At 67.9% G+C, this 22593-nt stretch carries 23 protein-coding genes; 10 read left to right on the forward strand and 13 right to left on the reverse strand.

Annotation, left to right across the window (positions count from 1 at the left end; all coding sequences use genetic code 11):
• Nucleotides 1-141 precede the first annotated feature (141 nt).
• The 4 genes from HH212_RS02295 (at nucleotide 142) to HH212_RS02310 (ending at nucleotide 5608) form a co-directional block, all read left to right on the forward strand.
• Complete coding sequence (locus tag HH212_RS02295; protein ID WP_169433906.1) at nucleotides 142-2340, forward strand: O-linked N-acetylglucosamine transferase, SPINDLY family protein; 2199 nt, start codon at nucleotides 142-144, stop codon at nucleotides 2338-2340.
• A gap of 13 nt (nucleotides 2341-2353) precedes the next feature.
• The gene (locus HH212_RS02300; RefSeq protein ID WP_169433907.1) at nucleotides 2354-3526 is read left to right on the forward strand and encodes a DegT/DnrJ/EryC1/StrS family aminotransferase; all 1173 of its coding nucleotides are present in this window, start codon (nucleotides 2354-2356) and stop codon (nucleotides 3524-3526) included.
• A gap of 244 nt (nucleotides 3527-3770) precedes the next feature.
• The gene (locus tag HH212_RS02305; protein ID WP_169433908.1) at nucleotides 3771-4622 is read left to right on the forward strand and encodes a flagellin N-terminal helical domain-containing protein; all 852 of its coding nucleotides are present in this window, start codon (nucleotides 3771-3773) and stop codon (nucleotides 4620-4622) included.
• A gap of 137 nt (nucleotides 4623-4759) precedes the next feature.
• Nucleotides 4760-5608 (forward strand): hypothetical protein, encoded by an 849-nt coding sequence (locus HH212_RS02310; protein ID WP_229217529.1) that lies wholly within the window; start codon nucleotides 4760-4762, stop codon nucleotides 5606-5608.
• A 22-nt stretch (nucleotides 5609-5630) separates the two neighbouring features.
• Here HH212_RS02310 and HH212_RS02315 read toward each other — a convergent pair whose 3' ends face one another.
• The 13 genes from HH212_RS02315 to HH212_RS02375 are packed head-to-tail and all read right to left on the reverse strand — an operon-like array spanning nucleotide 5631 to nucleotide 16687.
• Nucleotides 5631-6266, reverse strand: a complete 636-nt coding sequence (locus tag HH212_RS02315; protein WP_169433910.1) for an LbetaH domain-containing protein — start codon at nucleotides 6264-6266, stop codon at nucleotides 5631-5633.
• A gap of 8 nt (nucleotides 6267-6274) precedes the next feature.
• Entirely contained in the window at nucleotides 6275-7012 is a 738-nt protein-coding gene (locus HH212_RS02320; protein WP_169433911.1) for an SDR family NAD(P)-dependent oxidoreductase, read from the reverse strand.
• Nucleotides 7009-8070 carry an aromatic ring-hydroxylating oxygenase subunit alpha gene (locus HH212_RS02325; RefSeq protein WP_169433912.1) on the reverse strand — a complete coding sequence of 354 codons (1062 nt, stop codon included), beginning with the start codon at nucleotides 8068-8070 and terminating at the stop codon, nucleotides 7009-7011. The genes HH212_RS02320 and HH212_RS02325 overlap by 4 nt, the downstream gene beginning before the upstream one ends.
• Complete coding sequence (locus HH212_RS02330; RefSeq protein ID WP_169433913.1) at nucleotides 8060-9124, reverse strand: 3-oxoacyl-ACP synthase III family protein; 1065 nt, start codon at nucleotides 9122-9124, stop codon at nucleotides 8060-8062. The genes HH212_RS02325 and HH212_RS02330 overlap by 11 nt, the downstream gene beginning before the upstream one ends.
• Nucleotides 9121-9351 (reverse strand): acyl carrier protein, encoded by a 231-nt coding sequence (locus HH212_RS02335; RefSeq protein ID WP_169433914.1) that lies wholly within the window; start codon nucleotides 9349-9351, stop codon nucleotides 9121-9123. The genes HH212_RS02330 and HH212_RS02335 overlap by 4 nt, the downstream gene beginning before the upstream one ends.
• A gap of 15 nt (nucleotides 9352-9366) precedes the next feature.
• Nucleotides 9367-10389, reverse strand: coding sequence for a ketoacyl-ACP synthase III (locus HH212_RS02340; protein ID WP_169433915.1), 1023 nt, complete (start codon nucleotides 10387-10389; stop codon nucleotides 9367-9369).
• 5 nt (nucleotides 10390-10394) lie between these two features.
• Nucleotides 10395-12488, reverse strand: coding sequence for a flagellar biosynthesis protein FlhA (locus tag HH212_RS02345; RefSeq protein ID WP_169433916.1), 2094 nt, complete (start codon nucleotides 12486-12488; stop codon nucleotides 10395-10397).
• Nucleotides 12485-13627: a flagellar type III secretion system protein FlhB gene (gene flhB / locus HH212_RS02350; RefSeq protein ID WP_169433917.1), complete on the reverse strand. Its 1143-nt coding sequence runs from the start codon at nucleotides 13625-13627 to the stop codon at nucleotides 12485-12487. The genes HH212_RS02345 and flhB overlap by 4 nt, the downstream gene beginning before the upstream one ends.
• A complete protein-coding gene (gene fliR, locus HH212_RS02355; RefSeq protein WP_169433918.1) occupies nucleotides 13620-14399 on the reverse strand; it encodes a flagellar biosynthetic protein FliR in 780 nt (259 codons plus the stop codon). Before fliR ends, flhB begins: the two co-directional genes overlap by 8 nt.
• Nucleotides 14399-14668, reverse strand: coding sequence for a flagellar biosynthesis protein FliQ (gene fliQ / locus HH212_RS02360; protein ID WP_169433919.1), 270 nt, complete (start codon nucleotides 14666-14668; stop codon nucleotides 14399-14401). Before fliQ ends, fliR begins: the two co-directional genes overlap by 1 nt.
• 31 nt (nucleotides 14669-14699) lie before the next feature.
• Nucleotides 14700-15473, reverse strand: a complete 774-nt coding sequence (gene fliP / locus HH212_RS02365; protein WP_229217530.1) for a flagellar type III secretion system pore protein FliP — start codon at nucleotides 15471-15473, stop codon at nucleotides 14700-14702.
• Nucleotides 15470-15826, reverse strand: a complete 357-nt coding sequence (locus HH212_RS02370; RefSeq protein ID WP_169433920.1) for a FliM/FliN family flagellar motor switch protein — start codon at nucleotides 15824-15826, stop codon at nucleotides 15470-15472. The genes fliP and HH212_RS02370 overlap by 4 nt, the downstream gene beginning before the upstream one ends.
• A 6-nt stretch (nucleotides 15827-15832) precedes the next feature.
• Nucleotides 15833-16687 (reverse strand): FliM/FliN family flagellar motor switch protein, encoded by an 855-nt coding sequence (locus HH212_RS02375; RefSeq protein ID WP_169433921.1) that lies wholly within the window; start codon nucleotides 16685-16687, stop codon nucleotides 15833-15835.
• A 348-nt stretch (nucleotides 16688-17035) separates the two neighbouring features.
• Between HH212_RS02375 and fliE the strand changes: the two genes are divergently transcribed.
• The 6 genes from fliE to HH212_RS02405 are packed head-to-tail and all read left to right on the forward strand — an operon-like array spanning nucleotide 17036 to nucleotide 22585.
• Nucleotides 17036-17380 carry a flagellar hook-basal body complex protein FliE gene (gene fliE / locus HH212_RS02380; protein WP_169433922.1) on the forward strand — a complete coding sequence of 115 codons (345 nt, stop codon included), beginning with the start codon at nucleotides 17036-17038 and terminating at the stop codon, nucleotides 17378-17380.
• A gap of 17 nt (nucleotides 17381-17397) precedes the next feature.
• Nucleotides 17398-19140, forward strand: coding sequence for a flagellar basal-body MS-ring/collar protein FliF (gene fliF, locus HH212_RS02385; protein ID WP_169433923.1), 1743 nt, complete (start codon nucleotides 17398-17400; stop codon nucleotides 19138-19140).
• Nucleotides 19121-20143, forward strand: a complete 1023-nt coding sequence (locus HH212_RS02390; RefSeq protein ID WP_169433924.1) for a flagellar motor switch protein FliG — start codon at nucleotides 19121-19123, stop codon at nucleotides 20141-20143. Before fliF ends, HH212_RS02390 begins: the two co-directional genes overlap by 20 nt.
• Entirely contained in the window at nucleotides 20140-20820 is a 681-nt protein-coding gene (gene fliH, locus HH212_RS02395) for a flagellar assembly protein FliH (protein WP_169433925.1), read from the forward strand. Before HH212_RS02390 ends, fliH begins: the two co-directional genes overlap by 4 nt.
• Entirely contained in the window at nucleotides 20817-22133 is a 1317-nt protein-coding gene (gene fliI / locus HH212_RS02400; protein WP_169433926.1) for a flagellar protein export ATPase FliI, read from the forward strand. The genes fliH and fliI overlap by 4 nt, the downstream gene beginning before the upstream one ends.
• A complete protein-coding gene (locus tag HH212_RS02405) occupies nucleotides 22130-22585 on the forward strand; it encodes a flagellar FliJ family protein (protein WP_169433927.1) in 456 nt (151 codons plus the stop codon). The genes fliI and HH212_RS02405 overlap by 4 nt, the downstream gene beginning before the upstream one ends.
• Nucleotides 22586-22593 lie beyond the last annotated feature (8 nt).

A 22593-nucleotide genomic window follows, 5' to 3' on the forward strand; every position in this document is an offset into this window, starting at 1 on the left:
ACCGGGCCGCCCTTGTTCAACAAGATTAACTTTTACTAACGCAAGAAAATTTTCTCACCGTCACTGCAACAAACCATGTCACAGCCTTGCGCCAGAGATTTACAATCACGAACCATATCGTTTCCATAGAGAAATTAAGGAATGCAGACTGCGATTAACGTCCCGCGCGCAAGCGATGATATCGAACAGCACCGCCGTGCGGTGCGCCTGAACCCGCGCGACGCCAACGCCCACGCCCTGCTCGGCCTGGCGCTGCTGCGCAAGCGCGAACTCGAGGAAGGCATCGCCGGGTTGCGCCGCGCGCTCGAACTGAACCCGAAGGTGAAGGGCCTGCATGCGGTGCTGGCGGCAGCGCTGTTCGAATCCGGGCGCCACGCGGAAGCGGAAAGCGCGTACCGCCAGGCGCTGCGCTTCCAGGACGCGGCCGACCTGCACCAGGGCCTGGCCGACACGCTGCTGCGCCTGGGCCGCCCGGTCGAGGCTGAGGCCAGCGCGCGGCACGCGGCCGAACTGGCGCCGGCCAACGTGAATTGCCTGATCAGCCTCGCTTCGGCCCTGCACGCGCAGCGCCGCCGCGAGGAGCTGCTGCCGGTGTTCCGGCGCGCGCTGGAACTGGCGCCGGACCACGTCGACGTGCGCTACGACCTCGGCGCCACCCTGCACGACCTGCGCCGCCATGGCGAGGCGCTGGAGTGCTACGCCGCCGTGCTCGCGCTGCAGCCGGACCACTTCAATGCGCACCGCCACACCGGCTTGAGCCTGCAGGCGCTGAAGCAATTCGAGGCCGCGGCGGCGGCGCTGGAGCGCGCGCTGGAGATCGTGCCGGACCACGTCGACACGCTGTGCGACCTGGGCGCCACCCTGCAGTCGGACGGCAGGCTGCCGCGCGCGCTGGCGGTGTTCGAGCGTGTGCTGGAACGCGAGCCCGACAACCGGCATGCGCTGGCCGGCCTGTCCAGCGTCCGCTTCGCGCTGGGCGAATGGCAGGAAGCCGTGCGCCTGGCGCGGCATGCGCTGGAAATCGCGCCGACCCCGTACGCGCACAGCATGCTGCTGTTCATGCTCAGCCACTGCTGCCTGGACGGCGCCGAACTGACGCGCGAGCACTTCGCCTACGGCGAGCGCTGGGAAACGCCGCTGATCGAGGCGCGCAAGCCGCATGCGAACGAGCGCGATCCGCAGCGCCGCATCCGCGTCGGCTTCGTGTCGGGCGACCTCTACAACCACGCCGTGTCGCGCTTCGTGGCGCCGGTGTTCGACGCCTTCAAGGACAGCACGCAAATCGACGTCCATATCTACTACAACAACAAGGTCGAGGACGCGATGACGCAGCAGCACCGCGCCAACGTCAGCGGCTGGCGTTCGATCGTGCACCTCGACGACGATGCCGCCGAGGCGCTGATCCGTGCGGACGGCATCGACATCCTGATCGATTTGTCGGGCCACTCGGCGCTGAACCGCCTGCCGCTGTTCGCGCGCCGGCCGGCGCCGGTGCAGGCCACCTGGATCGGCTATGCCGGCACCACCGGCCTGCAGGGCATGGACTACATCCTGTGCGACCGCTACCTGGTGCCGGACGATCGCTACGACGACCAGTTCAGCGAGCGCATCGTGCGCCTGCCGCTGGGCGCGCCCTTCCTGCCCGAGCAGAACGCGCCGCCGGTCAATCCCTTGCCGGCGCTGGCCAACGGCTACCTGACCTTCGGCAGCTTCCACCGTGCCAGCAAGCTGTCGCGCGACGTGGTCGCCCAATGGGCGCGCCTGCTGCACGCGCTGCCGGACGCCAAGATGCTGCTGGGCGGCCTGCAGGCCGGCGTCGACGACGTGCTGGTCGACTGGTTCGAACTGGAAGGCGTCGGGCGCGAACGCCTGCTGCTGCGCGAGCGCGTGCCCATGCACCAGTACATGCTGCAGCATTACGAAGTGGACGTGTGCCTGAGCCCCTTCCCCTACACCGGCGCCACCACCATCGGCCACGCGCTGTGGATGGGCGTGCCGACGCTGGCCACGGTCGGCGCCACCAACCCGAGCCAGGCCGCCACCACCTTCATGGCGCACCTGGGGCTGGACACCTTCATCACCGAGGACGAGGACACCTACGTCAAGCTGGGCGTGTTCCTGGCGCAGAACACGAGCGCCCTGGCGGCGATGCGCGCGGGGATGCGCGAGCGCTTCCTGAAGTCGGTGCTCGGCTATCCGGGCGTGGCGGCGGCCGGCCTGGAACTGGCGCTGGTGCGCATGTGGCAGCGCTGGTGCGCGGGCGAGCTGCCCGTGCCGCTGCGCGTGACGCTGTCCGACCTGGTGCCGGCCGACGCCGACACCGCCGCCGAACCCGCCTGATCGAGGAACGTCCATGAAAACCATCCGCAGCCGCACCGACCTCGCCATCAACGGCGCCGCGCCCGCTTTCGACGAGATGCTGCACGTGGGCCGCCCCAACATGGGCGACCGCGACGCCTTCATGCGCCACGTGGAAGACATCTTCGAGCGCCGCTGGCTCAGCAACGACGGCCCGCTGGTCAAGGAATTCGAAGGCAAGGTGGCCGCGCACCTGGGCGTCAAGCATTGCGTCGCCATGTGCAACGGCACCATCGCGCTCGAGATCGCGATCCGCGCGCTCGGCCTGGAGGGCGAAGTGATCGTCCCGGCCTACACCTTCGTCGCCACCGCCCACGCGCTGCAGTGGCAGGGCATCACCCCGGTGTTCGCCGACATCGATCCGGCCACGCACACGCTCGATCCGGCCGCGGTGCGCAAGATGATCACGCCGCGCACCAGCGGCATCATCGGCGTGCACCTGTGGGGCCGCGCCGCGCCGGTCGAGGGCCTGCAGGCGATCGCCGACGAGCACGGCCTGAAGCTGATGTTCGACGCCGCCCACGCCTTCACCTGCACCCATGGCGGCCGCCGCATCGGCAGCTTCGGCGCCTGCGAGGTTCTGAGCTTCCATGCGACGAAATTCTTCAATTCCTTCGAGGGCGGCGCGGTCGTCACCGACGACGACGAATTGGCCAACACCGCGCGCCTGATGCGCAACTTCGGCTTTTCCGGCCTGGACCAGGTCAGCTATCCGGGCACCAACGGCAAGATGATCGAGATCGCCGCCGCCATGGGCCTGGTCAACCTGGCATCGGTGGACGACGTGGTCGCCGCCAACCGCGCCAACTACCACGCCTACCGCGCCGCGCTGGCCGGCATCCCGGGCGTGCGCCTGCTGGCGTTCGACGAGGCCGAGCGCAACAACTACCAATACGTGATCATCGAGACCACGCCGGAGTGCGCGCTGTCGCGCGATGCGCTGGTCGACACCCTGCGTGCTGAAAACATCCTGGCGCGCCGCTACTTCTGGCCGGGCTGCCACCGCATGGAGCCGTACCGCTCGCTGTTCCCGCACGCCGGCCTGCTGCTGCCGGCGACCGAGGCCGTGGCCGCCAGCGTGATCGTGCTGCCGACCGGGCAGACCATGGACGCGGACAAGATCGCCGTGGTCGGCCAGGTGATGCGCACCGCGCTGCAGGCGGATTGAAGCAGACAGATCTCCGCCTCGAGCCGGCCGATGCCGGCTTTTTTTTCGCCTGCCCTGTTGCCGGAACGACCAGTCGAAAGGGACCGCGAAACTATTTTCGAAAATTTTTAAAAAATTTCCTTAAGTCACTTAATGCCGTACGGCAATTGGTCGTCTTGTACTTGTGAGAGCGAGACAAACTCGACGAATCTCACAGAACACTGACCGAAACACCGAATCTTTTACCGAATACCAGGAGCCAACCATGCTGAGCCTTCACACCAACAACGCCGCACTGTCGGCCCAAAGTTCGCTGACCAAGACCCAAGCGTCGCTGTCGACCTCGATGACCCGCCTGTCGACCGGCTACCGCATCAACTCGGCGCAGGACGACGCCGCCGGCCTGCAGATCGCCTCGCGCCTGAAAGCGCAATCGTCGGGCATGGCCGTCGCCATGCGCAACACCCAGAACGCCACCTCGATGCTGCAGACCGCCGACGGCGCGCTGGACGAAGTCAGCAACATGCTGATCCGCATGAAGGACCTGGCAACCCAGGCCGCCGACTCGTCCTCGACCGCCGACGACAAGACCGCGATGCAGTCGGAATACGATGCACTGGGCAAGGAACTGGGCAACGTCCTGAAGAACACCAGCTTCGGCGGCAAGACCCTGATGGTCGGCGGCACCATCGCTTCGGCGATGACCTTCCAGATCGGCGCCTCGTCGAGCGAGACCATGTCGGTCGACCTGTCCACCGACATGAGCTCGGTCGTCACCAACGTGTCGAGCGCCGCCGCCAACTACTCGGCCGCCACCACCGGCACCGAACTGACCTCGTCGGCCAACGCCACCATCGGCTCGCTGGACACCGCGCTGGCATCGGTCAACAAGGTGCGCTCGGGCCTGGGCGCCGCGGCCAACCGCCTGGACCATGTGTACAACAACCTGTCGAACATCAGCACCAACACCAAGGCCGCCACCGGCCTGATCATGGACGTCGATTTCGCGACCGAATCGTCGAACATGACCTCCAGCCAGATGCTGATGCAGGCCGGCACGGCGATGCTGAAGCAGACCAACAGCATGTCCTCGATGGTCATGTCGCTGCTGCAGTAATGGCCGCACGCCCGCGCCGATCGGCGCGGGCCCTCTCCCGAAGGCCAGCCACCAGGTTGGCCTTTTTATTTTAGACTGTGCTCATCATGGCCGGCATTTCCTTTCCTGCGCTTCCCCCGCCTTCGCTGCCTTCGCTCGTGCCCGCGGTCCTGCCGGCGGCGGGCGTGCCCGTGGGCGCGGTGGCGCCGGTCGCGCCGCTGGCGCCGCTGGCGCTGCTGCAGGCCGAACTGGATGCCTTGCCGCTGCCCATGGGCGGCGCGCAGCCGGCGCCGCTGCCGGCGGCGGCAGGCGATACGCCGGACAACGCCGCCATGCGCCCGGACCAGGCGATCATGGCGCGCCAGCTGACCTGGCCCACGCCGGACGGCGGCGCGCTCGCCAGTTCCTGGCGCGGCATGGTGCGCAACTACGGCACCCAGCTCACCACCCGCGAACTGCGCGCGCGCGACGGCCAGTTGCCGGCCACGCTGCTGCTGGGCAGCCAGGGCGGATTCCCGCCCGATGCGCAAGCCATGCGGATGCTGCGCCAGAGCGACCTGCTGAACCCGCCGATGGATGCCTGGCGCTTCACCGTCCACGCCGGCAGCGCGCAGGACCAGCACCTGCGCGTGGTGGAAGACGAGCCGGAACAGGGCCGCCACGGACGGCGCCGCGGACGCGCCGCACTGCGCCTGGAACTGGTGCTGGCCGACGGCACCGTCGTCACGGTACAAGCGCAGCCGGTCACCGACGGCCTGCTGCTGGAACTGTGTGCGCCCGGCCGCGCCGCCATGCTGCGCCTGCATGCGCTGCAGCCGGAACTGGCGGCGGCGATCGGCCGCGCCGGCCTGCGCGTGCTGCGCTGGACCTACCGCGATTCCCTGCCCGAGGGCCGCATCCACGCGCGCCTGCCCTCGACCGAGGCGGCGACCGCGCTCAGCCTGCCAGTGTTCCGGGCGATGGCCGAGCTGGCGCTGCTGTTGCCGACCGGCGCCCCGCGGGCGTAAGCGGGCCACGCCGGAGGGGCAATCAATCCTTGCCGCGGATCGCGATCACCTTGGCCGGATTGCCGAACACGGTCACATGGTCCGGCACGTCCTTCACCACCACCGCCCCGGCGCCGACGATGGCGCCTTGTCCCACGCGGATGCGAGGCAGGACGGTGGCGTGCGGGTGGATGGTCGCATTGCGGCCGATATGGGCGCCGCCGCCGATAAAGGCGTGCGAACTCACCGTCACGCCGTCTTCCAGCACCACGTCGTGGCCGACGCAGGCGAAACCCTGCACCAGCACGCAGCGTCCCACCGATACCGTCGACGACACGCTGCACATGCCGAGGAAGATGGCGCCCGGTACCCGCGTCACGTCGGTGGCGTAGTTACCCATCGGCGCCACCAGCGTGCCCAGTTGCGCGCCGCGCGCCGCCAGGCGTTCCCCCACGGCGAGGCGGTCGGCACCGTCGCCCAGGCAGACCAGGTAACGCGCCGCCTCCAGCACGGCATGGCCGTCGATGGTGCCCAGCACGTGCGCACCGAGCGTGACGTCGTCAACGAAGCCGTGCACCGGCGCGGCGCCGGCATACACGCCCAGCCAGGCGCGCACCTCGCGGCCGAAGCCGCCGGCGCCGGCCAGCACGAATCCCGCGCCATCCGCATCATGTTGCATGTGCTCTCCTATTGGATGCTGTAGCCGCCGTCGACCGTCAGGTTCTGCCCGGTCATGAACGACGAATGGTCGGACACCAGGAAGGCGATCACGCCGGCCACTTCGCGCGGCTCGGCATAGCGTCCGCCCAGCGGATACTTCTGCATGTCGGCGCGCTTGGCCTCGTCCGACAGGTAAGTCGCGCCGGCCACCAGTTCGGTGTTCACCATGCCGGGCGAGACGCAATTCACGCGGATGCCTTTCGGCGCCAGTTCCAGCGCCAGCACCTTGGCCATGCCGACCAGCGCGGCCTTGCTGGCGGCGTACGCGGCGATGCCCTTCATGCCGATGCTGGTGCCGCTGATCGAGGCCAGGAACACCAGCGAGCCGCCGGCGCCGAGTTTCGCCGCGCGCGCCAGCTCGGCGCTCAGCAACAGCGGCGCCGACTGGTTGGTGTCCACGGTGCGCTGGTATTTCTCGAGGGAGAAGTAGCGCAGCGGGCTGTTCTCGACCACGCCGGCCGAATGCACCACCGCGTCGAACACCGGCAGGCCGGCGGCGAAGGCGCGGTAGGCGCTGAAGTCGAGCAGGTCGAAGGCGAGCGCCTGGCCGCCGTTCAAGCCGCCGTCGCGCAGCGCCTGCAGTCTTCCTTCGTCGCGCCCCAATCCCCACACTTCGGCGCCCATCGCCGCCAGTGCGCGCGCCGTGGCCAGGCCGATGCCGGAGGTGGCGCCGGTCACCAGCACCCGTTTGCCGTTCAAGTTCATTCGCCGTCCTCCATCATGCGCATGTAGGTTTCGTGGAAATGCGCCAGGCGCCCCTCGACCGGCTGCAGCTGGTGCGGACCGCGCGCGTGGCGGATGCCGATCTGCGACTGGTTCAGCACGACCAGGTCTTCGCCCAGCACCTTGCGCGTGAAATCGATGGCGTTCTGGCGGATGTAGCTGCGCACCGCGTTCTTCTGCGCCAGCAGCAGCGGCGTCTCGAACAAGCGCCATTCGAGCAGCGTGCGTCCGGCTTCCTGCGGCATGAAATGCGAGACGAACCCGACCAGGCCGCCGGTGATGGAGACGAACAGGTTCGGGAACACGTAGGCATGCACGTAGTCCGAGTTGGAACCCGGGATCAGGCGGCCCTTGGCGGCGCCGCCGTCCTTCTTGTTGGCGATGTGCAGGCAGGAGTCGCGCCCGAACCGGCTTTCGCGGGTGTCGGAGGCCGAGCTGATCCCGGTCGGCACGAAGCTGTCCTGGTGCACGAACGACAGGTGATAGGATTCCAGCACGTTCTCGACCACCAGCTTCCAGTTGGCGGCGTGTTCCAGCGTCTCTTCGTGGAAGAATTCACCGAGTTCGAAGCCGGCCGCGTCCAGCGCCTGCGCACCGGTGTCGGCATCGAGCGTGCCCTGCGTCGCCATGAAGGCCAGGCCGTGCCGCTCGACGGTGGCGCAGCGCTGCAACCGGCGCCGTCCGATGCAGGCGTCCTGCGCCAGCGGCGCCCGCTCCAGCGCGCCGGCGGCATCGTACTGCCAGGCGTGGTAGCCGCAGCGGAACGGCCGGTTGCCCCGTCCCGGCGGGTCGATCAGCTTGGCGCGGTGCAGGCAGACGTTCTCGAAGCTGCGCAATTCGCCTTCGGCGCGGCGCGTGACGAAGGGCCGGCCGCAGACCTGGTAGCTGTGGTAGTCGCCGTCCTGCGCCAGCAACTGCGCCGGGCCGACGTACAGGCCGTGCGCGAAGATGCGCTCGTATTCCCGTTCCAGCACCACGTCGCGCCAGTAGGCGTCGGGCATGATCGTGCGCGCGTCCATCGTGCGCGCGTCAGTAGACATGGTCGCTGTCGAACAGGCGCAGCACAATGCCGGGGTCCAGCACGAGCGTGGCGCTGGCCCAGGACAGGCCGACCCCGAAGCCGGACAGCAGCACGCGCCCGCCCTGCGCCAGGCGCGTGCTGCCCGCGCACAGGGTCAGCGGGATCGACACCGAACTGGTGTTGCCGTAGTCGCGCAGCGTGCCGATCTCCCTGTCCTGCGGGTAGCCGACCTTCTTGCGGATGAAATCGTTGATCATCTTGTTGGCCTGGTGCAGCACCACGTGCTCGACCCGGTCCAGCTCCCAGCCGGCCGCGGCCAGTACCCGGCGGATGCTGGGCGGCACCGCGCCGATGGCGAAGCTGAAGATGTCGGCGCCCTGCAGGCGCAGGTGCGACGGATGGCGCGCCATGCCGGGCGCCAGCGCGACCTCGTCGAAACCGGCGTCCGCCGCCGGCCGCTTCGAGGCCAGGCCGCCGGCCTCGACGATGATCGCGTCCTTGCCGGCGCCGTCCGAGTTCAGGTCGAAGTGGATCGGCGAGGCGCCGTCGTCCAGTTCCAGCGCGGTGGCCGAGCCGGCATCGCCGAACAGCGGCCAGCTCGACTTGTCGTTGTACGAGCACAGGCGCGTGGAGACGTCGCCCACCAGCAGCAGCGCGCGCCGGATGCCGAGCGTGCGCATGGTCGAGCCCAGCACCGCCAGCCCGTACGGATAGCTGGAGCAGCCGAGGTTGATGTCGAAGGCGGCGCACGAAGTCGGCAGGCCGAGCTTGTGCTGGACGATGATGGCGGTGGCCGGCACCGGGTGGTCGCCCGTTTGCGTGATCATCACCAGCGCGCCGATGCCGGACTTGTCCCAGTCCAGGCGCGCCAGCAGGTCGGCGGCGGCGGCGATGCACAGGTCGGAGGCGCACTGGCCGGGCGCCGCCACGCGCCGCTGTTCGATGCCGGTGCCGGCCGCGAATTTTACGCGCTCGGCCTCGGTAAGCGGCGTGTAGTCGGCGGTACGCGCCACGGTGCCCGGCACCGCCGTCGACACGCCGCGGATGGCGACCCCGGTCAGCGGCGCCATCATGCCCGCCGTTGCGCCACGAGCTCGTGCAGGTCCTGCAGGCTGCGCGCTTTTTCCAGGTCGGCGCCGCCGATCGAGGCGCCGTAGTGCTCGTCGATCATGGCGATGACCGACAGTGCCGCCAGCGAATCCCAGTTGTCCAGGTCCTTGAACACGGTCTGCGGCGTCAGCGCGCCGGCGCCGGTTTCCAGGGCTTCGGCGAAGTGGCCGATGAAGGTGTCGATGCTCATTCTGTGTGTCCTGTATCAGAGTTGGAGGATGGTGGCGGCCCACGAGTAGCCGACACCGAAGCCGACCAGCATGAGGCGCGCGCCGGGACGCAGTTGGCCGGCCGCGCGCATGCGGATCAGGGTCAGGGGAATCGTCGAGGAAACGGTGTTGCCGACGTCTTCCATGTGGATCGGCAGTTTTTCGGGCGCGACGCCGATCTTCTTGCGCAGCGCGTCGAGCATGAAGCGGTTGGCCTGGTGCAGCACGAAATAATCGATGTCGTCCTTCGCCAGGCCGGCCTTGTCCAGCAGCGCGTCGATCGCCTTCGGCACTTCGCGCAGCGAAAAGGCGAATACCTCGGCGCCGTTCATGTACAGGTCGTCGCGGCTGCGCAGGTTGCCGTTGGCGTCGAGCTGCGCCACGCCGGACGCGGCGTCGCGCGCATGGCGGGCGCCGCCGGTCGCGACGATCAGGTCGTGCGCGCCGCGGCCGTCGGTGCCGAACACGAAGGGACCGATCGCTTGCCCGTCCGGCGCCGCAGCGTCCGCCGCGCCGACCACGGTGGCGGCGGCGCCGTCGCCGAACAGGGTGCGCACGCTGCGGTCCTGGGCGTGGATGTATTTCGAATAGGTGTCCGCCGTCAGCAGCAGCACCCGCCGCGCCGCCCCGCTCTCGACCAGGCCCTTGGCCAGCGACAGGCCGACCACGAAGCCGGAGCAGCCGAGGTTGAAGTCGAGCGCGCCGGCGCTGCGCGCGATGCCGAGGCGTTCCTGCAGCACGCAGGCGGTGGTCGGCAGCAGGTAGTCGGGCGCCTGGGTGCACAGCAAAATGAAATCGATCTCGGCGCGCGCCACCACGCCCTGCGCGAACAGGCGCTCGGCGGCGGCAGCTGCCAGGTCGGCCGCGGTCTCGCCGGGCGCGGCGAGGCGGCGCGCACGGATGCCGGTCTTGGCCAGGATCTTGTCCGCGCTCCACTCGGGATACAGCGCGGCCAGTTCGTCGTTGGCCAGCACCTGCGCCGGCAGCCATTCGGCCAGGTCGAGAATACGGGCGTGCATGGCGATCAGCCCACCGTGCCGATGATCGAGACTTCGCGGTTTTCCGGAATCTCGTTATACGACAGCACGTGCAGGCCCGGCGCGAACAGGCGCGCGTAACGCGCCAGCAGCGGACGGATCTGCGGCAGCACCAGCAGCAGCGGCGGCGCGTGCTGCTGCTTCATCTGCTCGCGCGCCACCGGCATGTTCAGCTGCAGCTGCGACAGCAGTTGCGGGTCGATCGGGTAGTTGTCCAGCGCGACCTTGCCGCCGTTGCTCTGGCGTGCCTGGTTGAGGGAACCGAGCAGCATGTTTTCCAGCTCGCCGGACAAATTAAAGGCGGGCATGTCCTTCTTCTTGCCGTACAGGCCGGAGACGATCTGGCGGCGCAGCGCGCAGCGCACCTCGGCCGCCAGCAGGATCGGGTCCTTGGTGGTCTCCGAACTGTCCAGCAGCGTGGTGGCGATGACCACGATGTCCTTCAGCGACACGTTCTCGGCGAGGAGTACCCGGAACACGCGCAGCAGCTGGGTGTGGGTGAGCGCCTTGTCGAGCGCGCCGGACAGCTTGGGCGAGAGCGCGCTCAAGCGTTCCATCATGGCCGGCACGTCTTCGTGGCGGAACAGTTCGGCCATGTAGTCGCGCGCGATCTTCGAGCTGTGGGTAGCGATGGCGCTGGCCACCTCGACCACCTGGTAGCCCTGCCCCAGCGCGTGCGCCTTCTGGTCCGGCTCGATCCAGGTGACCGCCATGCCGAAGGCCGGCTCGAGGCCGGGGATGCCGTCCAGCTCGCCGTATACGTTGGGCGACGGGATCGCCATCAGGCATTCCGGCACCACCTCGCCCTCGGCCACCACGCTGCCGTTCACCGAGATGGCATACTGGTTCGGGCGCAGGGTCAGGTCGTCGCGCACGCCGATCGCCGGCAGCAGCAGGCCCATCTGCTCGGACAGGCTCTGGCGCACGCCCTTGATGCGCTTGGTGAGCACTTCGCCCTGGCCCTTGTCGACCAGGTGCACCAGCTTGTAGCCGACCGCCACCGAGATCGGCTGCACCACCGGCAGCTGCTGCCAGTCGAGCTCCGGCGCGCGCTCGTCGCGCAGTGCAGCCTCGATGGCGGCCACGCCGGCGTCGTCCGGCGCCTTGACCTCGCGCGACAGGCGCCAGCCGACGTAGCCCAGCGCGGCGGCGAACACCATGAAGTAAAACCACGGCATGCCCGGCACCAGGCCGAGGATGATCAGCACGCCGGATGCCGAGAACAGCACGGCCGGCTGGGCCAGCAGCTGGCCGCTGACCTGCTGCTCGAAGTCGCCGGAATCGCTGATGCGGGTGACCAGGATCGCCGCCGCCGCCGACAGCAGCAGCGCCGGGATCTGCGCCACCAGGCCGTCGCCGATGGTCAGCAGCGCATAGGTGCGGAAGGCTTCGCCGAACGACAGGCCGTGCATCAGCGCGCCGATCGCCACGCCGCCGACGATGTTGATGATCAGGATCAGGATCGAGGCGATGGCGTCGCCGCGCACGAATTTCGAAGCGCCGTCCATGGCGCCGTAGAAGTCGGCTTCGTTGGCCACGTCCTTGCGGCGCTGGGTCGCCTTTTCCTGGTTGATCAGGCCGGCGTTCAGGTCGGCGTCGATCGCCATCTGCTTGCCGGGCAGCGCGTCCAGGGTAAAGCGCGCCGAGACTTCCGAGATGCGCTCGGCGCCCTTGGTCACCACCACGAAGTTGATGATCATGAGGATCACGAACACCACGATGCCGACCACGTAATTGCCGCCGATGACCACGTTGCCGAAGGCTTCGATCACGTGGCCGGCCGCGGCCGTGCCCTCGTGGCCGCGCAGCAGCACCACGCGCGTGGAAGCGACGTTCAGCGCCAGGCGCATCAGCGTGGTACCCAGGATCACGGTCGGGAATACCGAGAAGTCCAGCGGGCGCTTGGCCGACACCGACACCAGGATGACGATCAGCGCCAGCACGATGTTGAACGTGAACAGCACGTCCAGCAGCACCGGCGGCAGCGGCAGCATGATCATCGCCAGCAGCGTCAGCAGGAATACCGGCGTGGCGATCTTTTGTCGACGCAGTTCCTGCATCAGGCTATTAAACGTGTTCATGTCGGGGATACCTCACTCAAATGGGCCGGCACGACGACCTCGTTGGGGAACCGCGGCGCGGCCTGGCGCCGGCCCGCGCGGAAAGCGTTCAATTGCAGCACGTAGTTCAGCACCTGCGATACCGCCTGGTACAGCTGGGCCGGGATCTGCTGCTGCACCTGGCTGGTGTTGTAGATGGCGCGTGCCAGCGGCGGCAGCGCGATCGTCTCGATCTTGTGCTTGGCGGCGATCGCGCGGATGTACAGCGCCATCTCGTCCACGCCCTTGGCCACCACGAACGGGGCCTCGGCGCGCTCTAGATCGTATTTCAGGGCCACCGCGTAGTGCTCGGGATTGACGATCACCACGTCGGCGCCGGGCACGGTCTTGTTGACGTTGCGGCGCGCCAGCTGTTGCTGCAGCTGGCGGATGCGCGACTTCACTTCGGGCTTGCCCTCGTTGCTCTTGTATTCTTCCTTCACTTCCTGCTTGCTCATGCGCTGGCCGCGCGCGAACAAAAACGATTGCAGCGGCACGTCGATCAGCGCGAACAGCAGGAACACCGTCACCAGCGACATCAGGCCGTCGAACATCAGCCCGGCGCCGTGCAGCAGCGCGTCGTTCAGCGGCATGCGCTGCAGGTCGACCCAGGCGCCCACGCCGGAACGTACCACGTGTACCAGCACCACGCCCAGCAGCGCCGCCTTGCCGACCGAGATGGCGAAGGTGCTCCAGTGCTTGGCCGATCCCAGTTGCCCGAGGTTGCGGATCGGGCTGAAGCGGTCGAAGCGCGGCATCAGGTTGTTGGCGGAAAAAGCCACGCCGCCCGGCACCAGGCTGGCCACGACGATCGCCAGCGGCACGCCCAGCAGCGGCAGCACCATCTTCACCAGCAGCGCGGCGGCGCCGCCCCACACCACGGACAGCGCATTTTCGGTGGAGCCGGCCGCGCCCAGCGGCGCGTACACCAGCCGGAACAGCGCGCGGAACGATTCCAGGTAGTCCGGCAGCAGGAACACGAACAGCTTCAGGCTGACCAGGATACCGACCGCGGTGGCCAGGTCCTTCGAGCGCACCACCTGGCCCTGCTCGCGCGCCTTTTTCAGTTTCTGGGCCGAGGCCTTTTCTGTCTTGTCGCCGCCGCTGTCGTTGTCAGCCATGGGCTAGCCTCATCTGCTGCTGGAGCATCTCCAGCACCTGGTTGGTCATCTGCACGTAGTGCTCGGGAACGAAGCGCACCACCTGCACCAGCATCATCAGGCCGAACAGCGTCACCAGCGAAAAGCCGAGCGAGAACAGGTTCAGCGAGGGCGCCACGCGGTTCAGGAAGCCGAAGCCGATCTGCACCACCAGTGTCGAAAACACGATCGGCAGCGCCAGCAGGATCGCGGCCGAGAACACCCAGCCGACATTCAAGGCGATCGTCTGCAGCAGCAGTGCACTGTAGCCGCCGCCGACCGGCCAGGCCCGGAAACTCTGGCCCATCACGCCGGCCAGCACCAGGTGGCCGTCGATGGCGAAGAACACCAGCATCGCCACCAGGCCGAGCAGGCCGGAAATCACATCCGATTGCTGGCCGTTGACCGGGTCGTTCATCTGCGCCATCGAAAAACCGACCTGGCTCGACACCAGGAAACCGAGCATGCCGATCACCGCCATCGTCAGCTGCATGGCCAGGCCGATGGCGGCGCCGATCACGGCCTGCTCGATCATCGCCACCACGCCGGCCAGCGAGAACGGATCCGGCATGGCGCCGCCCTTCGTCAGCGGCAGCATCAGGAACGCCAGCACCACCGACAGCAGCGCGCGCACCGTGAGCGGCACTACGCCGTCGCCGATCACCGGCGCCGTGGTCAGCATCGCCATGATGCGGCAGAACGGCCACCACAGCGCGCCGATCAGCGGCAGCAGCAGGTTGCTGGCCTCCAGCATCAGCCCACCAGCGTGGCGGCGCGCTGGAACACGGCCACGCAATAATCCATCAGCTTGCCGGTCATCCAGTGGCCGGCAAGGATCACGGCCACCAGCGTCACCAGCAGGCGCGGCAGGAAGCTCAGGGTCTGTTCGTTGATCTGGGTGGCGGCCTGCACCAGGGCCACGATGACGCCTGCCAGCAGGCCCGGCAGCACCAGCACCATCACCAGCAGCATTACCAGCTGCAGGGCTTCGACCACCACGTCGACGGCGATATCAGGGGTCATGCGTTGTCTTTTTCGATGTGCCGGGCCGGCGTTACCATGTGTGGATGCTGCCGACCAGCGTGTTCACGGTCAGGGTCCAGCCATCCACCAGCACGAACAGCAGCAGTTTGAAGGGCAGCGAAATCACCAGCGGCGACAGCATCATCATGCCCATCGCCATCAGCACCGACGACACCACCAGGTCGATGATCAGGAACGGGATGAACAGCATGCAGCCGATCTGGAACGCGCTTTTCAGTTCGGACAGCACGAAGGCGGCCAGCTTGACGGTAAAGGCGCGCTGCATCGGCGCCATCTCGGCCGGTTCGCCCGACAGGTGCGCGATCTGGGCCAGCGCGGTCTTGCTGGTCTGGGCCAGCATGAAGCGCGACAGCGGCACCTCGGCCACCTTGAGCGCCTGCTCCAGAGATATCCTGTCCTTGTCGTAGGGGACGAAGGCCTCGTTCCAGACCTGCATGCCGACCGGGCGCATCACCAGGAGCGTCAGGATCAGCGCCACGCCGGTGACGATCCGGTTCGGCAGGCCCTGCTGCAGGCCGAGCGCCTGGCGCAGCAGCGACAGCACGATCACAAAGCGGGTAAAGCTGGTCATCATCATGACCATCACCGGCAGCAGGCCGAGGATGGTCATCAGCACCAGGATCTGCGACTTCACGGTGAGGCCGCTGCTGGAGCCGGGGATCACCCCCGGCAGCACGTCCTGCCCGGCCGGCGCCGCAACTGCGCTTGCGGCCAGCAGCAGCAGGCCGGCGCCGGCGAGCGCCGGCGCATAGCGGCGCACTGCGCCGCCCCGCCGCCGCATCATGGCGCGATCAGGTCCAGGTTCAGGCCTTCCAGGTCGATCACCTTGAGACCGTACTGCTCGCCCGCTACCACCACTTCGGCGCGGCCGATCGCGGTGCCGTTGACCTTGATGACCAGCGGTTCGCCGGCCAGCACGTCGAGCGGCACCACGCTGGACGGGCCGATGTCCATCAGTTCCTGCAGCGAGATGCGGGCCGAGCCCACTTCCAGCGTCAGCGTCACCGGGATGCGGCGCATCATCTGCGGCAGGCGCGCGGCGCGTGCGACCTGCGGCGCCGGCGTGGCGGCCGCATCGTCGCCGGCCAGGTCGTCGATGATGATGTCGCCACCGGTGAATTGATCGTTCACATTCATTGTCTTTTACTCGGCATCTTCAAAAGAGGTTAAACACAGCGATCCCTTGTGCTCGGCGACCGCGGCCGTAAACAGGCGCGCCTCGTCGAGCAGGACGTCGGCCCGGCCTACATTGACCGGAATCACATCGCCCACTTTGATATCGAACAATGCCCCCAAAGTCATTTCCTTGCTGACCAGGCGGCCGTCGAGCTTGACCTGCAATGCGCTGCCCAGCGGTTCGCTGGGGCCGCGCGCCGTGCGCTGGCGCGGCTGGTCCGCGCGCAGGCTGCCCAGGATGGCGGCCATCAGGTTCTGGTCGGGGGCGATCCAGAAGCTGCCTTCCTGGCCGGCGGCGTCGCGCACCAGCACCCGCACCGCCCAGCTGCTGGCGCCCGGCATGCTGGCGGCCAGGATGGCGTTGGCGGCGACCGGGCGCGGCGCCACCTCCATTGCCATGCTGACAGCGACGCGGCCATACAACACATCGACCATTTGTTGCGTCAACACGACGGCCAAACGGTCTTCGGTGGCGGTCACGCGCTCGCTTTGCGGGTCCCGCTGAGTTGCGCCGGCGCCACGTCCACCGTAGCGCCTTTCCAACAGTGTCAGTAATAAACCACGCTCGAACGCCACCGCGACGGTACCCATGGCATTGCTCGCTGCCATCCAACGCAGCGCATTTTGTTGCGGGGAACGCCCGAATTCGACGATTTCCAGGCGCCAGCCGGCCCAGTAACGGCGTGCGCTGCCCTGCATGACGCTCTCGAGATCGTCCTGCAGACGCACGGCGAACTGGGGCAACAGATGGACTGGCCGCCCCAGTAGACGAGGGTCCAGTACTTGATGTTGCGCGGCGTTGTCGTTGGTCGGAATCGGCATGTTGAAATTAACAATTTACTAATCGAGGATGCTTTCTTTTCATTCCCGTGGGAAACAATTATACCTGCTAAATTGTGTCACGACATTTGAGATTCCGCTTTGAATTCGCCATTGCCGTACGGTAAGATGCATGCATCCAGCGTCGAATTGCGGAAATCTGCTCTGGGTATCAAAAAAGCCAACACATATTCTCGCCGCTTCTCTGCGGGAAACCAAGTACTGCCAAGATCCTGCAGATTTAACAATTACCGCAAAGCAATCTCGTCATTTTACCAGTGACACACAGAAACACTGTAAAGCGCTGCCGGGATTGTCGACGCACCAACTTATTCATGGAGTGGACCAACGATGGGAACTGAACTTGCCGGTCTGATTCGGGCCGACCTGGCCGCCTTGAACAACGACGCCAGCCGCCTTTCCGTGGCGCCGGCGCTGGACGCCGCCCAGCCGGGCCAGGCGACCTCGAGCGGCAGCTCCTCGTTCACCCAGAGCATGAAGGATGCGCTGGCCAGCGTCGACCAGGACCAGCGCAGCGCCAGCGACAAGATGGCGGCCGTCGACAGCGGCAAGAGCGACGACCTGGTCGGCGCCATGCTGTCGTCGCAGCAGGCCAGCCTGTCGTTCTCGATGCTGATGCAGGTCCGTAACAAGGTCATGGGCGCCGTCGACGAGCTGCTCAAGCTTCCCGTCTGATCAGGAAAAACCACAACGTGATTGCCGCCCTCAAGTCCTCCCTCTCCGCCAAGCGCCTGGCCCTGCCGCCGGCGCTGTCCAAGAACCTGGCGCCGATGCTGGTGCTGGCCATCGGCATTACCGCCGCGCTGATGCTGTACATGTGGAACGACCAGTCGGGCTACAAGCCGGTGTTCGGCGCGCGCGAAAAGGTCGCCGCCAGCGACATGATGAGCGTGCTCGAAGCCGAGCACGTGCCTTACCGCGTGCACCCGGAATCGGGCCAGGTGCTGGTGCCGTCCTCGCAGCTCGGCAAGGTGCGCATGCTGCTGGCCGCCAAGGGCGTGACCGCGCAGCTGCCGGCCGGCCTGGAACTGATGGACAAGAACGACCCGCTCGGCGTGTCGCAGTTCGTGCAGGACGTGCGCTTCCGCCGCGGCCTGGAAGGCGAGCTGGCGCAGTCGATCCTGACGATGGACGCGATCGCCTCGGCACGTGTGCACCTGGCGATCGCCAAGTCGTCCTCGTTCGTGGCCAGCGACGGCGACAAGTCGTCGGCCTCGGTGGTGGTCGCGGTCAAGCCGGGCCGCACCCTGTCCAACGAGCAGATCGCCGCCATCGTCAACCTGGTCTCGGGCAGCGTGGCCAGCCTGGCGCCGAACCGCGTGTCGCTGGTCGACCAGAACGGCAACTACCTGTCGGCGCGCGTCGACCTGTCGGACGGCTTCGACGGCGCATCGCAGGGCGACACCGCCGCCAAGCATTACCAGGACGAGGTGCGCGCCAACGTCGCCGGCCTGCTCGGCCCGGTGCTCGGCGCCGACAACTTCAAGGTCAGCGTCACCGCCGACATCGACAACGACCGCATCGAGGAAACCCAGGAAAAGTACGGCGAAGCGCCGAAGGTCACGAGCGAAGCCTCGCGCGAGGAGATGGAAAAGAACCGCATGGCGATGGGCGTGCCGGGCACCCTGTCGAACCGTCCGCCGGCGCAGGCCAATCCGACCGAGACCGCCGCCGGCGCGACCGGCGACGCGGCCAAGCCGGACGACGGCAGCGCGCGCAAGAACGCCACCAGCCGCCAGTACGCCTACGACCGCGCCATCACCCAGATCAAGCGCGCCCGCGGCCGTTTGAAAAAGCTGTCGGTGGCGGTGGTGCTGAACAACGCCAAGGCGGCCTCGCCGAAGACCGGCTGGACCCCGGCCGAGATCGCCAACATCGAAAAGATCCTGGGCGGCGGCCTGGGCATCGACAAGACCCGCGGCGACGTGCTGGCGGTGTCCGCGCTCACCTTCCCGGCGCCGGCGCCGGTCGAGCCGTGGTGGCAGGAGCGCGACAACGTGGTCGACATGACCGGCTGGGCGGTGTACGCGATCGGCGCGCTGCTGGGCTGGTTCCTGATCGTGCGTCCGCTGATGCGCCTGCTGACCCAGCGCATGGCACCGCAGCCGGCCGGCAAGGCGCAGCTGGCGGGCGCCGGCGCCAACCCGGCCCTGGCCGGCGGCACGGCCGGACAACTGGCCGCACCGGCGGGTGGCGCGGGTGGCGCGGGAAACGGCGCGGCGGCCCTGGCGGCGCCGGGCCAGGCCGGCACGGCTGACGCGCCGGGCGCGATGCCGGTCCAGCCGCTGCTGGAAAACTACGATTTGCCCCCGGCCGGTTCGGCCGTGGATGTGATGGTCGAGCACCTGAAGGTCCTGGCGGGCAAGGAGCCGGAGCGGGTGGCGGAAGTGGTCAAACAATGGGTGCAAAAGAAAAATGCCGGATCTGAACAGTAACGACATGCAGGAAGTGGCCCTGAGCCCGGTCGAACAGGCGGCGATCGTGCTGCTCTCGATCGGCGAGGAACCGGCGGCGGCGGTGCTGCGCTGCCTCGAGCGCGAGGAATTGATCGAGCTGACCCAGGTGATGAGCCGGATGAGCGGCATCAAGGTCGACGCGGTCAAGAACGCCGCGCAAAAGTTCTTCGACGACTACCGCCAGCAGAGCGGCCTGCACGGCGCCTCGCGCAGCTACCTGAAGCGCTCGCTCGACCTGGCGCTGGGCAAGGAAATCGCCAACAGCGTGCTGAACACGATCTACGGCGACGCCATCCGTCCGATGATGGCGCGCCTGCAGTACGCTTCGCCGAAATGGCTGGCCGAATACATCGCCAGCGAGCACGTGCAGATGCAGGCAGTATTCCTGGCGTTCCTGCCGCCGGCGCTGGCCGGCCAGATCATCGACGCGCTGCCGGAAGAAGGCCGCGAACTGGTGCTGCTGAACCTGGCGCGCCTGGACGAGATCGACCGCGACCTGCTGCGCGAGCTGGAAGAGCTGGTCGGCCGCTGCCTGTCGGCGCTCGACACCCAGAGCGCCACCGTCGAAGGCGTGCGCCAGGCCGCCGAGATCCTGAATCGCCTGCCGAACAACCGCGCCACCATGGTCGAACTGCTGCGCGCGCACGATCCGGAAGTGGTGTCGCAGATCGAGATGTCGATGTACGACTTCTTCATCCTGTCGAAACAGACCGAGCAGACCATCTCGCGCCTGCTCGACGAGATCCCGCTGGAGCAGTGGGCGGTGGCGCTGAAAGGCGCCGAGCCGGCCCTGCGCGACGCCCTGCTGGGCGCCATGCCGAAGCGCCAGGCGCAAAGCTTCGAAGACCTGATGCGCCGCTCCGGCCCGGTGCCGATGTCGCGCATCGAGCAGACCCGGCGCGACATCATGGCCTCGGTCAAGGAGCTGGTCGACAACGGCGAGATCGAAGTCCAGTTGTTCGCCGAGGCGACCGCCGAATGAAGCAATTCCGGCCCTATCACTTTCCTCCGCTGTCGCAGTTCCTGGCCAGCGGCGGCGCCGCTGCGCCATCCGCCACCGCCGCCGAAGACTGGCAGGGTGCGATGGCCGAGGGCTTCCGCCAGGGCGAGCGCGACGGCTATGAAGTCGGCCTGGAACAGGGCCGCAGCGAGGCCGCCGAGGCCGGCCATGCCGAAGGCTTGACGCGCGGCCTGGAACAAGGCCGGCAACAGGCCCAGGCCGAGCTGGAAGCGGCGGTCAAGCCGGTCGACGCCATGCTGCGCGCGCTGAAAAAGCTGAAGACCGAATTCCGCAACGCCCAGCGCAAGGAAGTGGTCGACCTGGTCGGCAAGATCGCGCGCCAGGTGATCCGCGCCGAGCTGGCGCTGCAGCCGGTGCAGATGCTGGCCCTGGTCGACGAGGCGCTGGCGGCCATGCCGCCGACGCGCGACGAGGTCGAGGTGCTGCTCAATCCGGAAGAACTCAAGCGCATCCAGGAACTCGATCCGAAGCGCGCCAAGAAGTGGAACCTGCTGCCGGATCCGAGCCTGGAGCCGGGCGAATGCCGCGTCAAGGCCGGCGACCACGAAGTCGACGCCGGCTGCCAGGGCCGCCTGGCAGCCTGCGTCGAGCAGGTGCGCGAAGCATTGACCGCCACGGCCGAGAAGGAGGATGCATGAGCGGACTGGCCGACACCCTGCGTTCGCTCGACATCGGCGCGGTGCCGGTGGCCACGCCGACCGGGCGCCTGGTCGCGGTGCAGGGCCTGCTGCTGGAAAGCGTCGGCTGCCGCCTGCACACCGGCCAGCGCTGCCGCGTCGAGACCGTCGACGGCGCCTGGCTGGATGCGCAGGTGGTCGGCTTTCGCGACAAGGTGACGTACCTGATGCCGTTCAAGCAGGCCGACGGCCTGGCCACCGGCGCGCGCGTGCTGCCCGCCACCGGCCCGTCCAGCATCCACATCGGCCCGTCGTGGATGGGACGCATGGTGAACGGCCTGGGCGAGCCGATCGACGGCCTCGGCCGCCTGGGCGGCGACCAGGTGCTGTCGACCACGCCGCCCAAGGTCAACCCGCTGCGCAAGACGCCGGTGGAAGAGCCGCTCGACGTCGGCGTGCGCGCCATCAACGCCATGCTCACCATCGGCAAGGGCCAGCGCGTCGGCCTGATGGCCGGTTCCGGCGTCGGCAAGTCGGTGCTGCTCGGCTTGATCACGCGCCAGACCGTGGCCGACGTGATCGTGGTCGGCCTGATCGGCGAGCGTAACCGCGAGGTGCGCGAATTCGTCGAGAAGTCGCTCGGCCCGGAAGGCCTTAAACGCGCGGTGCTGGTGGTGGCGCCGGCCGACGAGTCGCCGATGATGCGGGTGATGGCGACCGAGCTGTGCCACTCGGTGGCGGCGCACTTCCGCGACCGCGGCCAGAACGTGCTGCTGCTGTGCGATTCGCTGACCCGCTACGCGATGGCGCTGCGCGAGGTGGCGCTGTCGCTGGGCGAGCCGCCGGCCACGCGCGGCTATCCGCCGTCGGTGTTCTCGAACCTGCCGCAGCTGGTGGAATCGGCCGGCAACGGCGAACATCCCGAAGGCAGCATGAGCGCGATCTACACCGTGCTGGCCGAGGGCGACGACCAGCAGGACCCGGTGGTCGACAGCGCGCGCGCGATCCTCGACGGCCACATCGTGCTGACGCGCGAACTGGCCGAGCGCGGCCACTATCCGGCGATCGACGTGGCCCAGTCGATCAGCCGCTGCATGGCGCAGGTGGTCTCGCCCGAGCACACGCTGGCGGCGCGCAAGCTCAAGGCGTCGATGGCCAAGCACGCGCGCGTGCGCGACCTGATCCCGCTCGGCGCCTACCAGCCCGGCGCCGACCCCGAGACCGACCGCGCGGTGAAGCTGCACCCGCATATCGAAGCATTCCTGTGCCAGGGCACGCGCGAAGACGCGCCGTTCACCCCTGGCGTGGAGCAGTTGAAAGCGATGATGGCATGAGCAAGAAGACGACGATCGACAGCCTGGGCGCGCTGGTGCGCCTGCGCGGCACCGAAGTGGAGCGCCTGGAAACCGAACTGGCGAAACAGGAAGCCACGCGCGCGCGCTACCAGGCCAGCGTCAACCGCCTGGTGGCGCTGGCCGAAGGCAGCGGCGCCTCCGGCAAACCGGCCGATGCACGCGCGCTGTCGCCGGCGCTGGCGGTCAACTGCGGCAACTACAAGCAGGCCGTGTTCGCGCTGGCCGACAACCACCGCACCGACCTGCACCTTCACGAAGCCAACATGGCGGTCTCGCAGCGCAACCTGGCGCAGGCCTGGACCAAGCGCGAACTGCTGGACAAGGTGCTGGCGCGCCACGAAGCCGCGCTGGCGCAGGACCAGGAACGCGTCCAGCGCAAGCGCGAGGACGAGATTTCCACCCAGTCGTGGCTGGCCGGCCGCGACACCTGATCGCGCAA

This window comes from Massilia forsythiae (assembly GCF_012849555.1).
GTDB lineage: Bacteria > Pseudomonadota > Gammaproteobacteria > Burkholderiales > Burkholderiaceae_D > Telluria > Telluria forsythiae.

Coding starts and splice junctions, on each gene's coding strand:
- HH212_RS02295 (WP_169433906.1), top strand. CDS start 142: ATGCAGACTGCGATTAACGTCCCGCGCGCAAGCGATGATATCGAACAG.
- HH212_RS02300 (WP_169433907.1), top strand. CDS start 2,354: ATGAAAACCATCCGCAGCCGCACCGACCTCGCCATCAACGGCGCCGCG.
- HH212_RS02305 (WP_169433908.1), top strand. CDS start 3,771: ATGCTGAGCCTTCACACCAACAACGCCGCACTGTCGGCCCAAAGTTCG.
- HH212_RS02315 (WP_169433910.1), bottom strand. CDS start 6,266: ATGCAACATGATGCGGATGGCGCGGGATTCGTGCTGGCCGGCGCCGGC.
- HH212_RS02320 (WP_169433911.1), bottom strand. CDS start 7,012: ATGAACTTGAACGGCAAACGGGTGCTGGTGACCGGCGCCACCTCCGGC.
- HH212_RS02325 (WP_169433912.1), bottom strand. CDS start 8,070: ATGTCTACTGACGCGCGCACGATGGACGCGCGCACGATCATGCCCGAC.
- HH212_RS02330 (WP_169433913.1), bottom strand. CDS start 9,124: ATGATGGCGCCGCTGACCGGGGTCGCCATCCGCGGCGTGTCGACGGCG.
- HH212_RS02335 (WP_169433914.1), bottom strand. CDS start 9,351: ATGAGCATCGACACCTTCATCGGCCACTTCGCCGAAGCCCTGGAAACC.
- HH212_RS02340 (WP_169433915.1), bottom strand. CDS start 10,389: ATGCACGCCCGTATTCTCGACCTGGCCGAATGGCTGCCGGCGCAGGTG.
- HH212_RS02345 (WP_169433916.1), bottom strand. CDS start 12,488: ATGAACACGTTTAATAGCCTGATGCAGGAACTGCGTCGACAAAAGATC.
- flhB (WP_169433917.1), bottom strand. CDS start 13,627: ATGGCTGACAACGACAGCGGCGGCGACAAGACAGAAAAGGCCTCGGCC.
- fliR (WP_169433918.1), bottom strand. CDS start 14,399: ATGCTGGAGGCCAGCAACCTGCTGCTGCCGCTGATCGGCGCGCTGTGG.
- fliQ (WP_169433919.1), bottom strand. CDS start 14,668: ATGACCCCTGATATCGCCGTCGACGTGGTGGTCGAAGCCCTGCAGCTG.
- fliP (WP_229217530.1), bottom strand. CDS start 15,473: ATGATGCGGCGGCGGGGCGGCGCAGTGCGCCGCTATGCGCCGGCGCTC.
- HH212_RS02370 (WP_169433920.1), bottom strand. CDS start 15,826: ATGAATGTGAACGATCAATTCACCGGTGGCGACATCATCATCGACGAC.
- HH212_RS02375 (WP_169433921.1), bottom strand. CDS start 16,687: ATGCCGATTCCGACCAACGACAACGCCGCGCAACATCAAGTACTGGAC.
- fliE (WP_169433922.1), top strand. CDS start 17,036: ATGGGAACTGAACTTGCCGGTCTGATTCGGGCCGACCTGGCCGCCTTG.
- HH212_RS02390 (WP_169433924.1), top strand. CDS start 19,121: ATGCCGGATCTGAACAGTAACGACATGCAGGAAGTGGCCCTGAGCCCG.
- fliH (WP_169433925.1), top strand. CDS start 20,140: ATGAAGCAATTCCGGCCCTATCACTTTCCTCCGCTGTCGCAGTTCCTG.
- fliI (WP_169433926.1), top strand. CDS start 20,817: ATGAGCGGACTGGCCGACACCCTGCGTTCGCTCGACATCGGCGCGGTG.
- HH212_RS02405 (WP_169433927.1), top strand. CDS start 22,130: ATGAGCAAGAAGACGACGATCGACAGCCTGGGCGCGCTGGTGCGCCTG.